Source organism: Paenibacillus rhizovicinus (assembly GCF_010365285.1).
Lineage (GTDB): Bacteria > Bacillota > Bacilli > Paenibacillales > Paenibacillaceae > Paenibacillus_Z > Paenibacillus_Z rhizovicinus.
Genome location: NZ_CP048286.1, coordinates 928,883 through 951,214, shown reverse-complemented (window position 1 = coordinate 951,214; position 22,332 = coordinate 928,883). Strand labels below are relative to the sequence as shown.

20 protein-coding genes are annotated in these 22,332 nt (G+C 53.9%); 14 read left to right on the top strand and 6 right to left on the bottom strand.

What is annotated here, in order from left to right; translation table 11 throughout:
* Positions 1-91: 91 nt before the first annotated feature.
* Entirely contained in the window at positions 92-859 is a 768-nt protein-coding gene (locus GZH47_RS04300; protein ID WP_162638852.1) for a glucosaminidase domain-containing protein, read from the top strand.
* 140 nt (positions 860-999) lie between these two features.
* On the opposite strand, the gene GZH47_RS04295 is transcribed toward GZH47_RS04300, so the two are convergent.
* Positions 1,000-1,287 (bottom strand): hypothetical protein, encoded by a 288-nt coding sequence (locus GZH47_RS04295; protein WP_162638850.1) that lies wholly within the window; start codon positions 1,285-1,287, stop codon positions 1,000-1,002.
* Positions 1,288-1,624: 337 nt separating this feature from the next.
* Here GZH47_RS04295 and GZH47_RS04290 point away from each other — a divergent pair, with 337 nt between their 5' ends.
* The gene (locus tag GZH47_RS04290) at positions 1,625-1,819 is read left to right on the top strand and encodes a hypothetical protein (protein ID WP_162638848.1); all 195 of its coding nucleotides are present in this window, start codon (positions 1,625-1,627) and stop codon (positions 1,817-1,819) included.
* A 104-nt stretch (positions 1,820-1,923) separates the two neighbouring features.
* Here the strand turns inward: GZH47_RS04290 and GZH47_RS04285 are convergent, their stop codons facing one another.
* Positions 1,924-3,597 carry a ribonuclease J gene (locus GZH47_RS04285; RefSeq protein WP_162638846.1) on the bottom strand — a complete coding sequence of 558 codons (1,674 nt, stop codon included), beginning with the start codon at positions 3,595-3,597 and terminating at the stop codon, positions 1,924-1,926.
* Positions 3,598-3,791: 194 nt separating this feature from the next.
* Between GZH47_RS04285 and GZH47_RS04280 the strand changes: the two genes are divergently transcribed.
* Both GZH47_RS04280 and GZH47_RS04275 read left to right on the top strand, forming a co-directional pair.
* A complete protein-coding gene (locus tag GZH47_RS04280) occupies positions 3,792-4,586 on the top strand; it encodes a YheC/YheD family protein (protein WP_162638844.1) in 795 nt (264 codons plus the stop codon).
* A 194-nt stretch (positions 4,587-4,780) separates the two neighbouring features.
* Positions 4,781-6,922, top strand: a complete 2,142-nt coding sequence (locus GZH47_RS04275) for a transglycosylase domain-containing protein (RefSeq protein WP_162638842.1) — start codon at positions 4,781-4,783, stop codon at positions 6,920-6,922.
* Between the two features lie 72 nt (positions 6,923-6,994).
* Here the strand turns inward: GZH47_RS04275 and GZH47_RS04270 are convergent, their stop codons facing one another.
* Together GZH47_RS04270 and GZH47_RS04265 are read right to left on the bottom strand one after the other, a co-directional pair.
* Positions 6,995-7,615 carry a DUF2238 domain-containing protein gene (locus GZH47_RS04270; protein ID WP_162638840.1) on the bottom strand — a complete coding sequence of 207 codons (621 nt, stop codon included), beginning with the start codon at positions 7,613-7,615 and terminating at the stop codon, positions 6,995-6,997.
* A 202-nt stretch (positions 7,616-7,817) separates the two neighbouring features.
* Complete coding sequence (locus GZH47_RS04265) at positions 7,818-8,192, bottom strand: hypothetical protein (protein WP_162638838.1); 375 nt, start codon at positions 8,190-8,192, stop codon at positions 7,818-7,820.
* A 174-nt stretch (positions 8,193-8,366) separates the two neighbouring features.
* Here GZH47_RS04265 and GZH47_RS04260 point away from each other — a divergent pair, with 174 nt between their 5' ends.
* Positions 8,367-9,185: a DUF2935 domain-containing protein gene (locus GZH47_RS04260; RefSeq protein ID WP_192043580.1), complete on the top strand. Its 819-nt coding sequence runs from the start codon at positions 8,367-8,369 to the stop codon at positions 9,183-9,185.
* 73 nt (positions 9,186-9,258) lie between these two features.
* Here GZH47_RS04260 and GZH47_RS04255 read toward each other — a convergent pair whose 3' ends face one another.
* A complete protein-coding gene (locus tag GZH47_RS04255; RefSeq protein WP_162638836.1) occupies positions 9,259-9,510 on the bottom strand; it encodes a translation initiation factor 2 in 252 nt (83 codons plus the stop codon).
* A gap of 147 nt (positions 9,511-9,657) precedes the next feature.
* On the opposite strand from GZH47_RS04255, the gene GZH47_RS04250 reads away from it, so the two are divergent.
* Positions 9,658-10,302: an adenylate kinase gene (locus tag GZH47_RS04250; RefSeq protein WP_162638834.1), complete on the top strand. Its 645-nt coding sequence runs from the start codon at positions 9,658-9,660 to the stop codon at positions 10,300-10,302.
* A gap of 53 nt (positions 10,303-10,355) precedes the next feature.
* On the opposite strand, the gene GZH47_RS04245 is transcribed toward GZH47_RS04250, so the two are convergent.
* Positions 10,356-11,273 carry an AraC family transcriptional regulator gene (locus GZH47_RS04245; RefSeq protein WP_162638832.1) on the bottom strand — a complete coding sequence of 306 codons (918 nt, stop codon included), beginning with the start codon at positions 11,271-11,273 and terminating at the stop codon, positions 10,356-10,358.
* Between the two features lie 187 nt (positions 11,274-11,460).
* On the opposite strand from GZH47_RS04245, the gene GZH47_RS04240 reads away from it, so the two are divergent.
* The 8 genes from GZH47_RS04240 (at position 11,461) to GZH47_RS04205 (ending at position 22,028) form a co-directional block, all read left to right on the top strand.
* Positions 11,461-12,876 (top strand): MFS transporter, encoded by a 1,416-nt coding sequence (locus GZH47_RS04240; protein WP_225446359.1) that lies wholly within the window; start codon positions 11,461-11,463, stop codon positions 12,874-12,876.
* 278 nt (positions 12,877-13,154) lie between these two features.
* Entirely contained in the window at positions 13,155-14,135 is a 981-nt protein-coding gene (locus GZH47_RS04235) for an aldo/keto reductase (protein ID WP_162638828.1), read from the top strand.
* Between the two features lie 45 nt (positions 14,136-14,180).
* The gene (locus tag GZH47_RS04230; protein ID WP_162638826.1) at positions 14,181-15,134 is read left to right on the top strand and encodes an aldo/keto reductase; all 954 of its coding nucleotides are present in this window, start codon (positions 14,181-14,183) and stop codon (positions 15,132-15,134) included.
* 84 nt (positions 15,135-15,218) lie between these two features.
* Positions 15,219-16,241 carry a zinc-dependent alcohol dehydrogenase gene (locus tag GZH47_RS04225; protein ID WP_225446358.1) on the top strand — a complete coding sequence of 341 codons (1,023 nt, stop codon included), beginning with the start codon at positions 15,219-15,221 and terminating at the stop codon, positions 16,239-16,241.
* 525 nt (positions 16,242-16,766) lie between these two features.
* The gene (locus tag GZH47_RS04220; RefSeq protein ID WP_162638824.1) at positions 16,767-17,930 is read left to right on the top strand and encodes a glucose-1-phosphate adenylyltransferase; all 1,164 of its coding nucleotides are present in this window, start codon (positions 16,767-16,769) and stop codon (positions 17,928-17,930) included.
* The gene (glgD, locus tag GZH47_RS04215; RefSeq protein WP_162638822.1) at positions 17,927-19,039 is read left to right on the top strand and encodes a glucose-1-phosphate adenylyltransferase subunit GlgD; all 1,113 of its coding nucleotides are present in this window, start codon (positions 17,927-17,929) and stop codon (positions 19,037-19,039) included. Before GZH47_RS04220 ends, glgD begins: the two co-directional genes overlap by 4 nt.
* A 28-nt stretch (positions 19,040-19,067) precedes the next feature.
* Positions 19,068-20,495 (top strand): glycogen synthase GlgA, encoded by a 1,428-nt coding sequence (gene glgA / locus GZH47_RS04210; RefSeq protein ID WP_162638820.1) that lies wholly within the window; start codon positions 19,068-19,070, stop codon positions 20,493-20,495.
* Positions 20,496-20,753: 258 nt separating this feature from the next.
* Entirely contained in the window at positions 20,754-22,028 is a 1,275-nt protein-coding gene (locus tag GZH47_RS04205; protein ID WP_162638818.1) for an ATP-binding protein, read from the top strand.
* The last annotated feature ends 304 nt before the right edge of the window (positions 22,029-22,332 follow it).

The following is a 22,332-nucleotide window of genomic DNA, read 5'->3' as shown; positions in this document are numbered from 1 at the left end:
CGCTGCGGCGTTCGCACAATCCGTCCCGGATACGGCTGCATATGTATAAAAGAGTTTTGCAACCAGCACGAAATTATGGAGGTGATCAGTGGTGGACAAACCGTCGTTTTACGCGATGCTTGGACCGATTGCGAGGCAGCTTTACGCCGAAGGCTCTTCCATCTTTCCTTCCGTCCGGTTGGCGCAGAGTTGGCTGGAAACCGGCGGAAAAATTCCGGCGTGGAACAATTTGGGCGGCTATAAAGCGGGCGGCGGCGCGCCGAACGGGTTTTGGAAAGGGGAAGTCGTGAATAAAAGCACCTGGGAGTGGATGGACGGGCGGCGTGTAGACCTCGTTGCGGTTTTCCGCGCCTATGACACCGTCGGCGATTTCTATAAGGACCAGGACATTTTGTACGGGCGAAGTCGGTATTTGGCTGTGCGGAATGCGGCGACTCCAGTCGAGCAGGCGCGCATGCTGCAAGCCAGCGGTTATGCGAGCGCGCCGGATTATGCGGCGACAATAATTGCGATTATCAATGCCGATCATTTAACGAACTACGATACGCAAGTAGAGGAGGGGGAGCCGATGACGGCGGAAGAGAAGCAGGCATTCGATGCGCTCCAAGCGGCGGTGAAGCAGCTGACATCCGATAATGAGGCGTTGAAGGCCGAGCTTGCCGGGCAAAATAACGCACTGCTCGCGCTGCGGCAGCGTGCCGCGAAGCTCGAAGGGCTTCATGCTATAGCGGACATTCCTGCATGGGCGAAGGATGCGATCGACGAGGCTGTGAGTGCGAATCTGGTCGATACGCCTAAAGGCGGAAGCTATGATTTCTACCGGATCATGTCCGTGCTGCACCGTGCAAATTTGCTGTAGCCCGCAATTGTTGCTTTTTTGTTATCTGCGTTACTTATGTAGGTGCGTCAAGGCTTTGGACCGGAAAACAACAATCAGGCTGCCGATGAGCAGCCTGATTTGATTTCAGTCATTTCGCAAGCGTCAAGTATTGGAACTGATTAGAGGCTGTCTACTGCGACTTGGATTGTTCCGTTGGTTCCGCCTGCCGCGGACGTCAGAAGAGCGGCGACCAGCAGCAAGCCAAGCGCAAGCGTAAGGCTTGTACCATCCGGAACCGTGTACGTGATAACTGGAGCGTTGACGCGTGTCAGAACCAAATCAACGGGGAACGCCCCTTGATTGTTCACCGTAACGGTCGCATTCGTTCCTCCTTGCAGATCCTCGAAGTACGATTTTCCGATGCTCGGACCGATGTTGAATGTTTGTTCAGGCAATAAAAGTGCCATATCGAATCACCTCCCTTTACGTTAGTTTATGTTGGGAATCTAGCAATTGATTAGCCAAACGTAATGGTCAAACGCACATTTAATAGAATTAGAGACGGGCAGGACCGTAAGCCCGCGAAAAAAGCCGGTATTCCGCACTTGAACGAAGTGCGTTTCCAAGCTTGGTTCGTACTGGGCTTTGTTTGTTTGTTCGGTTGTTCGGTTTGGGTTAAAGGCGGTAGATTTTGCTTTGCCGTTATTTTCCGAAAATATGAAGTTGTTCGCATATTGACGAGAACAAATGTTCTGTTTTATGATGGAGTCAACAACCGGCTTGCGAAACAGGAGGGACTTATGTATGCCTGAGAAATATGTGGGAGCAATCGTGGCGATGATTTATTTGGATCGAAGCGGGCGGATTACCCAGCGCCGCATTCGCGTGAATGCCGTCCAAGGCGGCCTTGTGCACGCCTACGACTTGGAGAAGCGGGCCCCTCGCGTTTTTCATACTGCGCATATATTGGCTGTTTCTCCCGATAGCAGGACCGCATAGCGACGATGGCTTATCGGAATTCGAGTGTGCTTCTTAAGCGAAATAAGGCAGCTGGCGTCCGTCAGGCGCGAACGTCAACTGCCTTCAACCGTACGGCCGTGCAATCAAATCTGAATCATGATCGGAATGATCATCGGCCTTCTTTTGGTATGCGTAAACAAGAATTTGCCGATGGTGTCTTTCAACGTTTGTTTATATTCGTTCATTTGGGTCGTATTCGCCTCTTGCAGGCGCGTGATCGTCGTTAGGGCAATCCGCTGTACTTCCTCCATGAGACCTTCGGATTCCCGGACATAGACGAAACCGCGGGAGATGACGTCGGGACCGGAGATGACTTTGCCGTCCGACTTGGCAATGGAGACGACGAGTATCAGGATGCCGTCTTCGGACAGCACTTTACGGTCACGCAGCACGATTTGCCCGACGTCTCCGATTCCAAGCCCGTCAACGAGCGTGTTTCCATTCTGAATTTTGCGCTCCTGTCGGGCTGTAGAGCCGATGATATCGACGACATCGCCGTTATTGACGATGAAAATCCGACTTGGCTCGACCCCGACCGCCTCCGCCAGCTGCCGATGCTGGTGGAGCATGCGATATTCACCGTGAATGGGAATGAAGTATTTGGGCTTCATCAAGGTCAGCATCAGCTTAAGCTCTTCTTGGCTGGCATGACCGGAGACATGCATGCCCGTCACCGTTCCGGAACCGTAGATGACCTTCGCCTTGCGTTCGAACAGATTGTCCACGATTCGCCCGACGTTCCGTTCGTTGCCCGGAATGGGGGATGACGCCAGAATGACCGTATCACCCGGCGCGACGTATATTTGCCTGTGGGTACCGCTGGCTAACCGGGCCAACGCCGCCATAGGCTCGCCCTGGCTGCCCGTGCAGAGAATGACCAGCTCGTGCGGGGCATAGCGATTGCAATCGTCCGGTTCCAGGAGCATGCCGTGGGGCATCCGCAAGTACCCGAGCGACGAGGCGATCTCCACGACGTTAATCATGCTTCGGCCTAGAAGGATCAGCTTGCGGTCCGTCTTCTCCGCGGCATCGATCACCTGTTGAACGCGGTGGACATTGGAGGCGAACGTGGCCAAGAAGATTTTACCTTCGGCCTTCTTGAACGCTTCTTCAATATGTTCGCCGACGATGCGTTCGGACGGCGTGAAACCCGGCCGCTCTGCGTTGGTGCTCTCCGATAACAACGCCAGCACGCCGTTCTTCCCGATTTCGGCCATCTTGTGAATATCGGCATACTGCGCGTTGACAGGCGTTAAATCGAACTTGAAATCTCCCGTATGTACGACGACGCCTTGCGGCGTATGGAAGGCGATGCCGAGACAGTCCGGGATGCTGTGGTTCGTACTGAAGAAACGGATTGGAATCGCGCCGAGCACCAGCGTGGAATTCGAGTCGATTTCATGCAATTTCGTGCTGCCGAGCAAACCATGCTCCTTCAGCTTGGCTCGAATCAATCCCAAAGTCAGGCGGGTGGCGTAGATCGGCATATTCAACTGCTTGATCACGTAGGGAATCGCGCCGATGTGGTCCTCATGCCCGTGCGTGACGATCAAGCCTCGAATAAGGCCTTGGTTCTCCAGCAAGTAGGAGATGTCCGGAATAATGACGTCGATGCCGGGCAAGGTTTCATCCGGAAACTTGGACCCGCAGTCGATGACGATGAGGTCGTCATTATATTGGACAATGTACATGTTTTTACCGATTTCGTGCACGCCGCCGAGCGCGGCGATGGACAGTCTGTCTTTTTTCGGACTCATTGTAGACGCCCCTTTGTAAGCATGCCATGCAGCGAGTTGGAAACGCATTTAATGTCTCACTCCGGCGAGACATTTATCCATTTTATATCCGCAGCATTGAAGTTCGGTTGAATGGCCATACCTGCCTATCAACCCGAAGACGCCGCATGAATAGGTTGTTACATCCGTGACGCGCGAGGGGAGAATGGCATTCAATGACGCGATATGTAGGCAGCAAATGGACAAAAACGAAGGCGATTCTCAAGCATGCGGCCTTAGCCCAATATGTACCGGATACGCTGCGAATGACGAAGGAAACGCTGCTGAAGCATTTACAGCGATACGACATGGTCTATATCAAACCCGAATACGGGCTATGGGGCAACGGCGTCATGCGCGTGGAACGATTAGGGACAGGATATAGGTATCAGCTTGGTAAAGGGAGCCGCGAATTCGCCGGCTATGACGCCATGTACAAGTCGATTCTGGTTCAAACGGGACGCAAGCGCTATCTCGTACAGAAAGGCATCCGCCTGCTCAAACACGAAGGCAGAAGATTCGACATCCGCGTGATGGCTCAGTTGTCGCCTGCCCGCAGCTGGGAAACGACGGGGATCATCGGGAGAGTCGCGGCCAAGGGCAAAGTCGTCACGAATATCCATGGCGGCGGGAAGCTCGTTTCGGCCAGCCGGTTGCTGCGTCCGTATTCAAACGATGTTCATTCGAAGCTGCATGCGCTATCGAAACTCGGCGTTCAGGCGGGCAAAGCGATGCAAAGCGCATTTCCTGGCGTTTACGAGATCGGACTCGACATCGCCATGGACGAAACGCTGCATCCTTGGATACTGGAAGTCAACACCAGTCCGGATCCGTATGTGTTCAGAAAAATTCCGGATGCAAGCGTGTTCCGTAAAATAATGAAGTACGCGAAAGCCTATCCGAAGGAGCGTACGAGAGCATACTCGACAGCGCATTCAACAGCGCGCAAGAACGCGAGAGCGAAGAAATAAACGCTGCTGGCAGCATTTTGCCCTTCGATTACATCACGAACTTGCCCGTTCTCTACGAGATCGGGCTTGTTGCCAATTTCTGTTACGGAACAGAAATTCGATGCTTTATAGGTCGAACGCACTGAAATCCGATCTCTCCTGCGAATAACTATCCATGACGAAAGTTGGGATCGATAGAGCATGGAGGCAATGGCATGAAACGAGTCAGCAAAGAAAAGATACGGAAGCGTAATCGCAAATCTTGGAAGACCATCCTCGTAGCAGGCATTTTGGCAGCCGTTCTGTTCGCAGCCATCGGTTGGATGATATTCGGCCTGTTGGTCGCCAAACAGGATGTTTCCCTGTTGGAGAAACCGATGCCCGCCGCGACGATGGTTTATGATCAGGACGGGAAGGAAGCGCTGCGGATATCGCAGCGCACGTCCGAGGCCGTCAGCTATGGCAGTTTGCCGCAGCATTTGGTAGATGCGGTAGTCGCCGTGGAAGACAAGCGATTCTTTGAACATGGCGGGACAGACTTATGGGGGATCGGCAGAGCGTTCCTGACCAACCTGACAAGCGGGAAGACGGTGCAGGGAGCGAGCACGATTACGCAGCAGCTGGCCAAGAACGTCTTCTTGTCCCAAGAGCGTACATGGACACGGAAATGGAAAGAACTGCTGCTTGCCCAGAAGATCGAGAAAACGTACGACAAGACGCAAATTATGGAGAAGTATCTCAACCAAATCTATTTCGGAGAAGGAGCTTGGGGGATCCAGAAGGCGGCGGACGTCTATTACGGCGTTAGCGTCGACAAGCTTACGCTCTCGGAATCAGCTTTGCTTGCCGGCCTTATTAAGGCGCCGTCTGCGTTGTCTCCGTACAGTCACCCTGAGAAGGCTCTCGATCGGCGCAATGTCGTTCTTCAACTCTTGAAGGAGCAAGGAAAAATCACTTCTGCTGCTTATGAGGCTGCCACCCAAGAGCCGCTTCATTTGCTGAGCGCTAAGCCGAGCAGTGCGGATGCCATCAAGTATCCCTATTACGTGGATCAGGTGATTCGAGAAGCTGCCGAACGCTACGGATTAACGGAGAACGAGGTGCTCCACGGCGGACTGCGCATCTATACGGCGCTAGATCCGAGCATGCAGCAAGCTGCCGAAAGCGTGTATGCGCAGGCATCCGCGTTTCCGGATAGCGCAGCCGATCAGTTGATCCAAAGCGGTGCGGTTCTCGTCGATCCGCGAGACGGAGGAATCAGAGCGCTGGTCGGAGGCCGCGGCAAGCAGCCGTTCCGAGGGTTTAACCGCGCTATACAGCTGAAGCGTCAACCCGGTTCGACGATGAAGCCGATTTCGGTCTATACGCCTGCTTTCGAACGAGGCTACACGCCCGAAGACAAACTATTGGACGAGCCGGTAAATTTCGGAGGCTATCAGCCGAAGAATGCCGGAGGGGGCTATCATGGAGAGGTTTCCATATATGATGCGATCGTTAATTCCTACAATATTCCGGCCGTTCGATTGCTGAATGAAATCGGTATCGATGCCGGCATGGAGTCGGCGAATCGTTTTGGCCTTAAGCTTACGGATGCCGACCGGACGCTCGGACTGGCGCTCGGAGGTTTGCAGGAAGGCGTTTCGCCGCTGGAGATGGCCGAAGCGTTCGGCGTATTCGCGAATGATGGCACGCGAATGCCGGCGCACTCGATTATGCGCATAGAATCTGCCGATGGCGTAATCGTACCCGCAGCAAAAGAATTAACAGCGGTGAAGACGACCGAACCAGCGGTAGCCCGAACGATGACGACGGTGCTCGAAGGCGTCGTGAGCGAAGGGACAGGGGAATTGGCCGCGCTTGCGGACCGCCCCGTGGCCGGCAAGACGGGAACGACGGAAATGCCGGGGACCGGAGGGAAGGGCATCAAGGACAATTGGTTCGTGGGGTATACGCCCCAGTTAGTCGGAGCGGTCTGGCTTGGTTATGACCATACGGATGGCAGCCATTACTTAACGACGACATCGAAAGCTGCGGCTGCCGTCTTCCAGAAACTAATGACCGAAGCGCTGCGCGGCGAGCCTGTCTTGGCATTTCCTGCAGCGAAGGGCAGTCCGAAGAAGAAGAAGGACGATCCTCGAGCGGGCGGAGATCAAGACAAACATCAAGCAGGGCAAGAGCAGGAAGAGGACAAGGACAAGCCGAAACCTCCTAAAGAAAAGAAAGAGAAACCCAATCGCGAGGAACATGACAATCCCGATCATAAACAAGACGATCCGAAGAAAGACAAGCCTCAACCGCCGGCTCACAAACATGGAGATCCGAAAGAGCGGGAGAAAGGTAAAAAAGGACGAGAGTAGCAGCAGAGATCCAGCCGCAAACAAGACGATCCTCGTTGCATAGAGCGGTTTGCACGGTAATCTGCCGCAGCTTCAGATCTTTCCTTTACGCCAATCGACCCATGCGAGCATGCCGACGGTTAGTAACCCGCCTAATCCGGCAAGTCCCATATCCTTTTGCGAATCGAACACATCGCCTTGCGCGCCGATAAATTTGGCTTCTCCGCCTTTTCCGGCAACCGAGGCGGCCAGCATCTCTATGATTTCGAAGATTGCGCTGCATCCGAGAATCGCGAGCAACGCCAGAGTAAAGGTCCAGCTTCCCGCGATCTTTCCTTTGTTCTTAAGCAATTCTCGGAACGGAAAGGCGAATGACAGCCCGAAGAAAAAGTGAACGACCCGGTCGTAATAGCTTCGTTTCGTGTGGAATGCATGCTTGAGCCAGTGGTCGAATGGCGTGCCTTCATAAGTGAAATGGGCAGCATATAAATGCAGTACGATGAAGAGGAGCATCAGCAAATAGGATAGGTTCGAAAACCGATACCATCTATAGCCGAACGCGATACAGAGCGCGAGCGCAGCAATGGCTATACTTTCGGCAAGCCACTGCTGCCGATTCGTCGGCGATAGCCCCGATAAGCCCAAGCAGAGCACGAACACGGTGATCATGTAGTGCAGCGGGGCATTGCGGGCAAAGGGGATGTCATTGTTCATCCAAGTTCGTCGAGTAGCGATCAGGGGAATGGCCTCCTTCAAATGGTAATGGTAGGATCCCCGCCTTAGGTTAATTCATGCGTATCGGCAGCAGTCAAGAGACAACAACGAAACAGCCCTCTTCGGTATGCATGCCGAAAGGGCTGTTTCGTTGTTCGTTCGATTCATTCCATTCAATGAGCAAGGATTACGGTAAGAATTCTTACATGATCGGGCTAAGTGCTGTAATAAAGGAAAGCTGGGATTGCGGGTACTGTTGATCCGTTACCAGGTTCCCGAATTCGTCGATACCGACAACGCTCATGAGCGTGCTTGGCGGGTCGGCGGAAAGACTGATTTGCACTTCGTATGCAACGTTTCCGGCAATGAAGAACGTTAAGACTTCATAAGAATTGGCCGGTACGTCGAATGAATTCAGGTAGGCCGTATAGAATGTGTCGGAGTCGACCGAAGCAAAAATTTGCACCATGACCGTTACCGGGTTCACGGTATCGAGATTCCTTGCATTCACTACGATATTGGAAGCCGCCGTGCCGAAGTCTCTCGTGTTCGTTACGATTCCAGTAGAGAAAGGCATGTCCACTCATCTCCTTTTTTTATAAGACATGCTGTATGATATGGGAATTCTATCGTTTTGACACTAGTATTTCCCCTATATATGACATTGATTATCGGAAAATAGATCAGATGCCGAATATAAATCGCACTCCGACATATTATGTTGAAGTGCTGTCCTTGAGGAGGGATCGGAATGTCGGATGCGTTCGTTGCCCGTTCGCTGGAAGAAGTGAGGTTTTGGTCGCGGATCATGAAAGAACATTCGTTATTTCTGCGACTGGGCTTTCGATGCGAGGATACGTCGCTTATCAATGAAGCCAATCACTTCTACGCGATCTTTGAAAGTATCGAGGCCCGTGCGAATGCCTTCACGGGGGGCACGGATCCCAATGTTATCAAGCGTTTCAACGACGAGGTCCACAATGCCGTATCTCATATTTGGTTATTCAAGCGCAAAGTGCTCGGTTTGATTCTGACCTGCAAGCTTCCCGGATCCAACAATTTCCCCTTGCTCGTCGACCATGTTAGCCGCGAAGCCAATTATTTCCGTAATCGGTTGACGGAATTGAACACGGGCACGCTGGAGCCGCTTCCGGATGCCATTATCGACGAGAATGTCTTCTTCCTCCGGATTATGGCCGACCATGCGAAATTCATCAGCCATTTGCTGGATCCTTCGGAGCGGAAGCTGATCGATCAAGCGAATCATTTCAGCGAGGAATTCGACAAATTGCTGTTCCAAGCCAGGGATCTGGAATCGATGCGGCCGCAATCGCAAACCGTTCCTCTGCTGGACCAATTTCTCGATCAGAACCGCGTGTCGGTCAAGTCGCTGCGCGACTTCAAGAAAACCGCGCGGGATCTCATCGAGGCCTGCCGGATCAAGAGCATCATTCATCCGCTGCTGGCCGATCATGTATTTCGGGAAGCGGAGCATTTCTTGTTCATCATCGATATGTTCGAGCGAAGCCTGACGGGGAGGCCGTTTCAGGCGGAACGGCTGGATGCGTAAAGCTTCCTAGCTTCCTATAAATTCATACAGCTTAACGGGGACCCATTCGCGGTCCCCGTTTCGTTTTTTATCGTTATCGAAAACGTTTCCTCAGTTGGATGAGTTCATTTATCAAATAATCGAGTTGTTTTTGTGCGGGTTCTACCTGCGCCTGAACGCCCGGATAGGGAGTCCTCTGTTCGTTTTCCAACGATTCCAGAGCCAGACCTGCAGCAAGTGCCGATAACCCGTCGCCCAAAAGCGTAACGGAGGCGCCGAGAAAAGCTATTTTTGCGATTAACAGCTCTCTAGAAGGCTGTGACGATTCGTTATTGTTGGTAGGCATGCTATTCTTATCCTTTCTGTATCAGGCGATTCAAGATTGATAATCATCGTATGCAAATTAACGGGCTGGTGCGCTTGTATAAAGGGAATGATTCTTCTGGCTGGAAATTACACTATAGGAGTCGGATGTAGCGAGGGAGGGTTCAAAATGAATATCGTTCTTCTTGGGCTGCCGGGATCAGGGAAAGGCACGCAAGCTGCGCGGATCACGCAGGAGCTGAATATCCCTCATATATCTACGGGCGATTTATTGCGCAAGGCCTATAAGGAACAAACGGCGCTTGGATTATTGGCTCATACCTATATGAGCAAGGGAGAACTCGTTCCGGATGAGGTTACGATCGGCATTGCATTTGAACGATTGAAACGGGCTGACTGCAACAACGGCTTTTTATTAGACGGATTTCCTCGGAATTTGTTCCAGGCCGAAGCTTTGAAAAAGCAGCTTGCTTCGATGTCCAAGAAAATAGACAAGGCGATTTACATTTGGATGGATGAGCAGATCCTTTTGAAACGCATTACGGGCAGACGGGTGTGTTCGAATTGCGACGAGACTTATCACGTCGTGAATCATCCTCCGAAGATCGACAGTCAATGCGATTTATGCCATGCGGTTCTCGTTCAACGCGAGGATGACCAGGAAGTAACGGTGAAGGAACGCCTGCGCGTGAATGGGGAATTGACAGGCGAGCTGGCGAGCTACTATCGCGGAGCGGGAATATTGCATACGATTATCGGATTGAAATCCATAAACGAGGTAACGAAGGATATCCTTCAAGCATTACGGAAATGAGGGCAGCCGCACAGGCGCGTCGAGCCACTCCCTCCGCGCCTGAATGAAAGTGATTAGCTGGTCTCGAATACCTCCGGCACCGGTTTTCCGTGAAAGGCCTTCATATCTTGAAGCGGAGGCAGTCCGAAGAGGCGCCGATATTCCCGGCTGAATTGAGCCGGGCTCTCGTATCCGACTTCTAGCGCGGCGGCCGTCGCATTCGCGAAGCCGTGCATCATAAGACGTCTCGCTTCCTGAAGACGCAGCTGCTTCTGATATTGCAGGGGAGCCATCGTCGTGACGGCTTTGAATTTGTGGTGAAGTCCCGAAACGCTCATATTGGATGATTTCGCAACCTCTTCGATGGTAAAGGTTCTGTTGTAATTCTCCTTGATCCACGCAATGGCTGTGCTAATGCCCTCGTTCTGCTGGTCCATGAATACGCGTTTGACAAACAAATGCCCGTAATCTCCCGTAAGCAAGCGGAAAATAATCTCGCGTTTGATCAGCGAAGATAAGAATCGGATCTCCGCCTCGGGCTTGTCTCGGAGTTCTAGCAGACGGATGAACAATTGCTGCAGATGCTCATCGGATTTACCTACATAGGCTCCGGGGCCGAGCTTATGATCGAGCGGCTTCACGCTGATGCCGGCGTCCTCCGTGACGGAAGCAATTTCTTCCGCCGTAATATCGATCCGCAAGCCGATATAAGGCGATTGGCTCGTAGCGTCGGCTACTTGACCGGAGGCTGGTATATCGATCAATGAAACCAAATAATCGCCCGCGCCATAATAAAGCGTGTCTTGACCGAGCTGAAGCTTCTTGGTCCCTTGTAGAATCAGGCAAAACGAAGGGGTGAGGACGCCGGGGATGATCGCCGTCGGCTTGCTGCGCAGGACAAGCGAGAAGAAAGGTACGGATGTCTCCGTACGACCTTCCGCAAGATCAAGGGATGCAGCCATCTCCAATAATTGATCCAGTTTCGTTTGCATGAGAACATTGCCTCCTTTCCGTATTTCCTGCCTATTATACGCCTTTCTTCTTAAGCGTGCCAACCTGTATTCGAATCTTTCACATTTTCAATTTGCAGGATTGAGCAATTTATTGACAGGAACGGACTACTTTCCGATTGAGATACGCGTCATAATGACCGTAGAACATGAAAGGGAGGTTTTCCGCTTGACTGAACAATCGAAACGAATTATTTTGGCGATGATCGTCGCCTGCCAATTGATGATGGTGCTCGACGCATCCGTCCTGGTTACCGCGATCCCTGAAATCGGACGCACGCTCCATCTGTCTACGGCTGCGCTGACTTGGGTGCAAAACGCATATATTTTGACGTTCGGAGGCTTCCTGCTGCTAGGCGCCCGGGCAGGGGACGTCCTGGGAAGGAGAAGAACCTTCAGCGCTGGAATTGCCTTGTTCTCGCTAGCCTCGATGCTGGCCGGATTGGCGCCGTCGGCTTCGTTTCTGCTCGCGGGTCGCGCATTGCAAGGCTTGGCGGCAGCCATGGCTACGCCGTCGGCGCTGGCATTGTTATCCGTCAGCTTCTCCGAACCTCGGGAACGCTCCAAAGCGATCGCCGTTTACAGCGCCGTATCGGGCGCCGGCGGCAGCGTCGGCCTGATCATCGGCGGTTTATTGACGGATGTGATTTCTTGGCGCGCGGGGATGTTTCTCAATGTTCCGATCGGCGTCGCGCTGCTCCTAATCGTACCGCGATATATGAAGGAGACGGAGATGAAGGCCGGCCGTCTGGATATCATGGGAGCCATGACGTCGGTGATCGGCATGACGGCACTGGCATTCGGCTTCGTTCAAGCCGCATCCGTCGGATGGGATGCTCCGGAAGTATGGGGCTCGCTAGTTCTGGGAGGCGTCTCCCTAGCGGCTTTCGTATGGATCGAAGCGCGAGCGATAGAGCCGATTACGCCTCTCCGCCTGTTCGCGAACCGAACGCGGTCCGGAGCTTACTTGGGCAGGCTGCTGCTCTTGTGCGGAAACTATCCGATCTTTTTCTTCGTTCCGCAATTTCTGCAGAACGTCCTTCATTTCAGTTCATTGGAGGCCGGACTCTCGATCATGCCGTTCACGGCCGTTCAGTTCGGGTTCATGTATGTGATGCCATCGCTCGTAGCCCGATTTGGGAACACGAGGGTGCTGATTGCCGGTCTGGTAATCGCGATCGCCGGAACTAGCTGGTTGAGCCGCATTTCGGCGGATTCGAGTTATTTCCCTCATTTATTATTCCCGTTGATCGTCATGGGCTGCGGTGCCGGGATGATCTTCCAACCGTTCACGACGCTGGGGTTGTCCGGCGTGGAGGCCAAGGATGCGGGAGCGGCATCGGGACTCGTCAACGTCGCGCATCAGACTGGCGCATCGCTCGGGCTCGCGGTATTGATCGCAGTCTTCGAGGCGGTGGACCGGCCGGCAGTTCCTTCCGGTTCCTCTTTTGCCCATGCGATCTCCGTTTCTATCGCGTGTTCGGCCGTTTTCCTGACGGCTTCACTCCTTACCGTCTTGTTCATGCTGCTGCCGGCGGGCAGAAAGCGGCGTACCGCCGCGGTTGAAACGCGGAAAGCGTCCTGATGCATCCATGATTCGCAGCCGATCAGACGAGGCTGGTTAAGACGGAAGCTTCGATCGAACGAACATCGTACACGCAGGTATCGCTAGTTAACTTGAAGTAACTAGATATAACATTTTTCACGTCTTCTCATCTCAAGTCGGATTCTCTATAATCGAACTTGTCTAAATAATCAGAGAGATTTGACGGGTTGTCTGGCTTGAGAAGGCGTGCGATTAGCGGCAGAAGCCAAATGCTTGTTTCAGGAAACGATAAATCAGCGGATCGGGAGGAATTGTAAATGGAATACACCTATCTGGGAAAGTCCGGCTTGAAGGTTAGCAAACTATGTTTGGGCACGATGAATTTCGGACCGGAAACGGATGAGAAAGAGTCGTTCCGGATCATGGACGCCGCTTTGGACGCAGGAGTGAACTTTTTCGATACGGCAAACGTTTACGGCGGGCAAGGAAACAGGGGGAGAACCGAGGAAATCATCGGACGCTGGTTTGCGCAGGGCGGCGGTCGCAGGGAAAAGGTAGTTCTGGCTACCAAGGTATACGGGGATATGGAAAATCCGGCGGACGGTCCTAACCAGCCGCGGGGGTTGTCTGCTTACAAAATTCGCCGCCACTTGGAAGAATCGCTCCGCCGCTTGAACACGGATCATATCGAGCTGTATCAAATGCATCACGTAGACCGCAACGTTAGCTGGGACGAGCTTTGGGAAGCGTTTCAAGTGCAAGTGAATCAAGGGAAAATCGGATATGTGGGATCCAGTAATTTTGCCGGAAGAGATCTGGTGAAAGCCCAATACGAAGCAAAAGCGAGACATAAGCTCGGACTCGTGTCCGAACAGCATAAGTACAGTCTGCTGTGCAGGCTGCCCGAGTTGGAAGTGCTTCCGGCAGCTGAAGAGCATGGGATCGGCGTCATTGCTTGGAGCCCGCTCGACGGCGGCTTGCTCGGAGGGAATGCGTTGAAGACATCGGGCGGCGCGAGAAGCACCCGCTCCCAGGAACGAGTGGAAGCTAACCGGGACAAGCTGGAACGGTTTGCCGGCCTTTGCCGGGAAATCGGCGAAAGCGAAGCGAATGTCGCGCTGGCTTGGACGCTGATGCATCCGGCCATGACGGCGCCGATCATTGGACCAAGGACCCTGGAACAATTCCAAAATACGCTGCGTGCGGTGGATATCAAGCTTTCGGAAGAGACGATGAAACGTCTGGATGCGATCTTCCCGGGACCAGGCGGAGACGCTCCGCAAGCTTACGCATGGTAATGGCGGCCGCAGCGAGCTCGATATAAGCAGAAGGAGGGGACTGGCATGCGTTATCGGAATTTAGGGACTAGCGGGTTGGAAGTTTCGGTGCTCGGGTTGGGAACGAACGCATTCGGCGGCCGCGCGGATAAACAGACGTCGATTCGAGTCCTGCACCATGCGGTCGACAATGGGATTACGTTCATTGATACCGCGAATATTTATACCGGGACCAAGTCGGAAGAGATCATCGGCGAAGCGTTCGAGGGAAGGCGTCAGGATGTGCTCCTCGCGACGAAAGCGGGTATTAAGCGAGGCGAAGGTCTGAACGCCAGAGGTGCTTCGCGCCAACATATTTTTCAAGAAATCGAAGGCAGTTTGCGGCGTTTGCGAACGGATTACATCGATCTGTACCAGATCCATGTTTTTGATCCGAAGACTCCACTCGACGAAACGCTTCGTGCCTTGGATGATCTCGTGACGTCGGGCAAAGTGAGATACGTCGGAGCTTCGAATTACTCCGCTTGGCAAATGATGAAATCCCTCGCCGTTAGCGAGAGCCGGCGCCTGATCAAATACGCGTCCGTTCAACCCGGTTACTCCCTGGCTGACCGCGGCGTGGAAAGAGAATTGGTTCCGTTTTGCGTCGATCAGGGGATCGGACTCATTCCTTATTTCCCTCTGGCCGGAGGAATTCTGACGGGCAAATATTCGGGAGGTAACGTGCCGAGCGGATCGCAGTTGGACATGAACCCTAACTTTGCGAATCGCTTGAATGCGGCCCGAGTGCAGTTAGGCGAACAGGTGACGAAAATCGCCGCGGAGCTAGGCGTTTCGGCTACGGCGCTCTCGTTGGCTTGGTTGATGCATCAACCGTCCGTAAGCACGGTCATCGCCGGAGCGACTCGCGAGTCGCAGATTGACGAGAATCTGAAGGCGGTGAATCTCGAGCTTTCCGCCGACGTTTTGAAATCGCTCGATGAAGTAAGTAAGGACTTTATTTATTCACCTCCGTTTTAAACCGGACAGCTATCGGATCGGAGTGTCTGGGCGCTATAATATGCTGGTTGTTAGCGCACGAAAGGACGGAGAAGGGTTATGGGGATGAAATTGAAAGCGTGGTATGCCAAGGCGCCGTTTCAGTTCGAACTTCGCGAGGGCGAACTGGGGGAGATCGGCGACGACGAGGTACTGATTCGCGTCAAAGCCTGCGGTATTTGCGGGACGGACATGACGAGCGTGAAATCGGCAGCAGCCGATTGGGAAGCGATCGGTCATGAAATCGCGGGCGTCGTCGTTCGCAAAGGCGCTCGCGTAGACCATGTCGCGGAAGGCGCGTCGGTGACGCTGGAGACGAGCACATTCTGCCGGACATGCGAATGGTGCAGGGATGGCCGGTACGACTTGTGCAATAAGGGACCGAGCTTCTGGGGCCGGAATTTCTCCATGGGCTTCGCAGACTATATCGTTGCCCCTAAGGAAGTCGTCGTGCCTTTCGAGGGGCTGTCTTTCGCGGTCGCGTCGCTGGCGGAGCCGCTGGGCGTGGCGATTGACCTGATGGAGACGGTCGATGTCCGAATGGGCGATGACGTGCTGGTGCTTGGACTCGGGCCGATCGGCCTGATGGCGCTTCGCCTCGCGAAGCTTCGGGGCGCCCGCAAAATCTACGCGGCGGCCCGCTCCCATTCCGTCAAGCGAATCGAGACGGCGCTCGCGTTCGGCGCGGACGAAATCATCTATACGGACAAGACGCCGCTCGAGACATACGCTTTCGACCGCGGCGGGGTGGATCGGGTGCTTGTCTCGGCTCCGCCGTCGACGATTCCGTCGGCGTTCAAGGCTGCAAGGACCGGCGGCGTGATCGGCTTCATCGGCATCGAGTACGGTGCCGGCGCGAACATCACGTTCGACGCGAACGAGTTCCATTTCAAGAAGCTGCAGCTGCGGGCGTCCCACGCGACGCCGGCGCTGTTCTTCCCGAAAGGCCTCGAGCTGCTGAAATCAGGCGCCGTCGACGGCGAAGCGCTGATCTCGCATACGTTCGCGTTGAACGAATTTCCGGACGCGATGAAGTCGCTGCGAGACGACCGCGGGTCCGCGATCAAGATGGTCATGGTCAACGAGTAGGGAACCGAACATTCAAATTAGAGCCCGGCTTCTGCCGGGCTCTTTGCTGTAGCCGTGAACGACCGAAGGGGAATCCAAATAGTGTAAAATGCTTTCTGCTTCCGATCGATTTTCATACGCACGACATAATTTAGCTCACGAGGAGTCGTGGGCTTTTGATTTAATCGCGATGAATCGACACGAAACTCATGATTTGCCGTAAAGTGTCGATGTTTTTCCAGCTTATGGCTCTATCTTTACGCGATTTATGGCGAGAAGACAGTCCTGCAGGCGCATTGTCCATCAAACGAGCGGAATCGTACAATAAGTCGATCGTATACAACTGAGCAGACTTGACCGTTCGTCAATGGTGATGATTTCCATTACATAATCTGAAGCTTATCAACATATCGTTTACAAAACCAAGTCGCAGGCACTGGAAAACGCCGTTCGAACAGAACGACGCAGCTTGTGCGTGACTTTTTTGAAAACGGAATGTAACTTTCATGAAAATCGTGCTGCTTGACGCGAGAGGAGTGCTGGAGCTTGGGACGGAAAGAATGTGTTGCAATGCTGCTTGCCGGAGGAGAAGGACGCCGTTTGGGGGTGCTCACCAAAGATTTGGCCAAACCGGCCGTGCCATTCGGAGGGAATTATCGCATTATCGACTTTACGCTCTGCAACTGCGTGAATTCCGGCATTGAAACGATCGGAGTGCTTACGCAGTACCAGCCGCTCGTTCTGAATCAATATCTCGGGATCGGCAGCTCTTGGGGGCTGGACAGCCGCGAAGGCGGCATGCACGTGCTTCCGCCGTACGTCGGATCCAATGGGAGCACGTGGTATAAAGGAACCGCGAACGCGATCTATCAGAATCTTGGGTTTATCGAGCGTTACGATCCGAAGTACGTGCTCATTATCTCGGGCGATCACATTTACAAGATGGATTACGATTTGCTGCTCGAATCGCATAAGCGCAGCCGCGCCGACGCGACGATCGCCGTCATTACGGTGCCTTGGGCGGAAGCGAGCCGTTTCGGCATAATGAACATCGACGGCCGGGGCCGCGTGACCGAATTCGCGGAGAAACCGAAACAGCCGAAGAGCAACCTTGCCTCGATGGGCGTGTACATGTTTTCGTGGCCGGCGCTGAAGGAAATGCTCATTCGGGATGAAGCGGACCTCGGCTCGTCCAACGATTTCGGCAAGGATGTCATTCCGAAGATGCTGGAAGAGGGCGCCCGCCTGTTCACGTACCGGTTCGACGGTTACTGGAAGGACGTCGGGACGATCGAAAGCTTGTGGCAGGCCAACATGGATTTGCTCGGCGACAAGCCGGGTCTGGATTTGAACGATCGTTCGTGGCGCATCTATTCCGTCTGCCCGAACCAGCCGGCACAGTACGTATCGCCAACAGCCAGCGTGCAAAGCTCGATCATTAACGAGGGCTGCGTCATCGAAGGCGAGGTGTACCATAGCGTGCTGTTCCACGGCGTGCACGTCGGCGAGGGCAGCATTGTCGAACATGCTGTGCTCATGCCCGGGGCGGTCGTCGGGCGCGGCGCGCGCGTCATCCGCGCGATCGTCGGCGACAACGCGGTCATCGAAGACGGCATGCGCGTCGGGAGAGCCGACTCGGATGAAATCGAGGTCGTCGGCAGCGGCGAGCGGATAGCTGAGCATCAATTGAAGGAGGTGGAGCCGGTATGAAACTGCCGATGCTCGGCATTATCAATCTCATTCATGAAACGGATGAAATGGGCGTGCTTACGCAAGGAAGATGCCTTGCGACGTTGCCGTTCGGCGGGCGCTATCGCCTGATCGATTTCGTTCTGTCCTCGATGGTTAATTCCGGCGTGCAGAAGGTCGCGGTGTTCGCGCACACGAAATACCGCTCGCTCATGGATCATCTCGGCACCGGGAAGAATTGGGATTTGCATCGCAAACAGAACGGGCTGTACGTGCTGCCTCCGGCCATCGAAGACCAGAACGATTTCGCCCGGGGCGACCTGTATCATTTCTATCGGAACCGGGATTATTTCGCGCACGGTCCGCACGAATACGTCGTGATTTGCCGCAGCCATATGATATGCAACGTGAATTTCGCGGACGTATTGCGCCACCATCGCGATCAAGGTGCTGACATCACCGTCGTTTGCAAAGCGAACTCGGGGAACATCGTCGGTACGGCGCGCAAAGTGAAGGTGGACGAATCGGGCCGGATCAAGGAAATCCAAGACCACTTCGGCCGCTTATCCGACGAGGTCGTATCGATGGAAATGTACGTGATGCGCAAAGACTTGCTAATCGACCTCATCGAAACGTCGCTGGCGCAAGGCTGCGACCACTTCTTGCGCCATGCGATCAACTCGCGCCTTGACCAGCTCAAAGTGAGCGCCTGCATGTACGACGGGATGCTTGGCGTCGTTAACAACATCGCCTCGTACTTCCGTCACAGCATGGAGCTGCTGCAGCCCGAAATCGGGCGCGAACTATTTTTCCGGCCGGGTCCGATCTTTACGAAAAGCCAGGGCGAACCGCCGTCCCGCTATTTGACCGGCGCTTACGTGAACCATTCGCTTATCGCGAACGGCTGCGAAATCGACGGCATTGTCGAGAACAGCATTTTGTTCGGCGGCGTCAAGGTGAAGAAGGGCGCGGTCGTTCGCAACAGCATCGTGATGCATAACAGCGTGATCGGGGAAGACGGCTCGCTCGAAAGCTGCATCCTCGACAAGGAAGTGCAAATCCGGCCGTTTCAGCAATTGCGCGGGGTTCCCGAGATGCCGTTTCTCGCGATCAAGCGCAAAGTGATTTGATTCTAGCTAAGAGGAGGGCGAGACGCCCGTGAAAGTATGGTTCGCTGCATCGGAAGCGATGCCGCTCATGAAGACAGGCGGGCTGGCGGATGTCGTTGGCGCGCTGCCGAAGGCGCTTGCGAAACGGGGCATGGACGTGACCGTCGTGCTTCCCAAGTACGGCGAAGTTCCGCATGAGATCGCGAGCCGCGCGGAGTTGCGACAGGTCGTATGGGTGCAGATGGGCTGGCGCCGCCAGTACTGCGGTTTATACGAAGTGAACATGGATGGCGTGCGGATTGTGCTCGTCGATAACGAGTACTATTTCAAACGCGGCCATTTGTACGGATACGGAGACGATGCGGAGCGATTCGCGTTCTTCAGCTTCGCGGTCGTCGAAGCGCTGATAGCGGCTGATGAGCTGCCGGACGTGCTGCATTGCCATGACTGGCAAACCGGGCTTGTCCCGTTCCTGCTCCGTACGCGATATGCCGGTCACCCCGGACTTTGCCGCATCAAAACCGTATATACGATTCATGATTTGAAATACCAAGGCGTCTTCTCGCGCGACTTGCTGCAAGATTTGCTGGCGGCCGGCGACGACCTGTCCTCGCCGGACGCGCTTGAATTCTATGGAGCGGCCAGCTGCATGAAAGCCGGCCTCCGGTTCGCGGATAAGCTGACAACGGTCAGTCCGACCTACGCGCGGGAAATCATGACGGAGACGTACGGCGAGCAATTGGACGGCGTGCTGCGGCAGCGGGCAGGGGACTTGACCGGCATCGTGAACGGCGTCGACACGGATGCGTACGATCCGATGCGCGACGAGCATCTGGCCGTGCGTTACCGGGACTCGGTCGCGAAGAAACGGAAGAACAAGCAAGCGCTGCAGCGCGAGCTCGGGCTGCCGGAGGACGAAACGATGCCGATGATCGGCATCGTATCCCGGCTCGTCTGGCAAAAAGGGCTGGACATGCTCGAAGAAGCGATCCCGGAATTGATGAACGAACGGCTGCAGCTCGTCGCGCTCGGCTCGGGCGAGCCTCGGCTGGAGGCGATGCTGCAAGCGGCACGGGAGCGCTATCCGGACCGGATCGCCGTTTGGATCGGATTCAACGAAGGGCTCGCCAGAAGGATCTTTGCATCGTCCGACATGTATTTGAAGCCCTCCCGCTTCGAGCCATGCGGCCTCGGCCAGCTGATCGCGCTCCGTTATCGGACCGTGCCGATCGTTCGGGAAACCGGGGGGCTTCGCGACACGGTCGCATCGTACAACGAATACACCGGCGAAGGAAACGGCTTCACGTTCGGGCCTGCGAGCGCGCACGACATGCTGTACACGATTCGCCGCGCGCTGTCCCTTTATCGAGATGAAACGGCGTGGTCGCAAATTTTGAGTAACAGCGCGAAAAAAGACTTCGGCTGGCGCCTATCGGCACGCGAATACGACAAGCTGTATCGCGATCTAGTCGGTTGAGGCCGCGGAAGCGAAGTAAATACGGCGTAACGCCTCTAGCGGCGACGAAGGCGCAAACAAACTCTCTCAAGCATTCCCGTTTGAGAGGGTTTGTTGTGTACATGTGGGAGAAGTCTCGTCAATTATTCCCCTGATCGGGAATTCGCGGGAAAATTTCTGTCGTTTAAGGGAATTTAATTGTATTTTAATATAGGTTCTTTATACTAAACGTTGAATAGAGGGAATATAAGGAATCTTTTCTCAAAGGTGGAGGGCTTCTTGGCAGAAATAGCGCAGAGCATCATAGGCAATTATATGTTTATTTGTATACCATCCATTCTATATTTTGTTTTCTGGACAAAGTATGGCAAGACGTCGGGGAAGCTTCAACAAATCGTCTTGTCCGTTTTTCTGAGCATTACGCTCATCCTGTGCATGACGTTTCCGTATCATTACGGAACGCTGTACTTGCTGGATTTTCGGCTTATACCGCTCGTGCTCGGCGTAATCTACGGCGGTCCCTGGGTCGGAGCGGCGCTCCTTATTCTATTAATCGGCTACCGCTACATGATCGGCGGGGGAGATGGCGCCTTCCTCGCAGCATCCTCGGCGGCTATTACATACTTCAGCCTGGTCATCTTCTCCCTTAAAGTACGGTTGAACAACCGCAAGCGGCTCTTTCAGTCCATTCTCGTATCCGCGGGTTTGTTTCCGATCATGCTTAAGCTGGTCTGGCTCAGTACAGACCTCATAAACTTCGATGAATTCTTGCATCTCATCGTTTTCAAATTGGTCGAGTTTGCTTCGATCGGGGTTACGGTATATCTCGTAGAGCTGGTGTGCAGACATTTCCGTATTCAAATGGAGCTGCAAGAGATCGAGAAGATGAGGGTCATCAGCCAAATCGCGGCGAGCGTATCGCATGAGATTCGCAACCCGCTTACGACCGTCAAAGGACTATTGCAGTTGTTCAGAGAGAAGGAACTTTCGGCGGATAAGCGCGAGAACTTGACCGAAGTGGCGCTGCACGAGTTAAGCACTGCGATCAACATCATTTCGGATTACCTTACTTTCGCGAAGCCGCAAATAACCAAAATGATGCCGCTCGATCTCGGAGCCGAGCTCCGGCAGGTGGTCAGCGTACTGACGCCGTACGCCAACATGCAGCAGGTAACGTTAACGGTTACGGTCGACTCCGATCAGCCGATTCTGGGCGACAGCCAGCAATTTCGTCAATGTATCATCAACCTCGTCAAGAATTGCATCGAAGCTTCTTCCAATGGCCGAGTCGATATTTCGGCGATCATGGAGGGGGATGCCGTCGTGATGCGAATTCAGGATACGGGCTGCGGGATGAATGAAGATCAGATTCAGCGGCTCGGCACGCCATATTACTCCACGAAGGAGAAAGGCACCGGTCTCGGTACGATGGTAGCTTTCAGTATTATTAGAGCCATGAATGGAACCGTTCGCGTGGAAAGCGAAGTGAACAAGGGGACTTTGTTCGAGATTTCGTGCCCGGTTTCCTATCCGGACATCATGAAAATAACATGACATGGGCAACTACGCCGGTACGGAACACGGCTTTCCTATATGGAAGACATGAGAATAATGCTCCGAACAATACACGCAGATACATGACTGACCGTGGGCAGGATTGTTGATATACATAGCGAATTAATACGTTGTCGGCATACGAAGCAGCTGAAGAAGATTTCCCGAAACGAATGATCTTGATCTGTTGCCGGTCAGCAAAAATATTTATATCATTTAAAGCCGCGTAAATGCGGTTATTTGCGTTAGAGGGTCTTATACGAACGGGAGCTCGGCAACCAACAAGCTGGTAAAAGATAGAGGA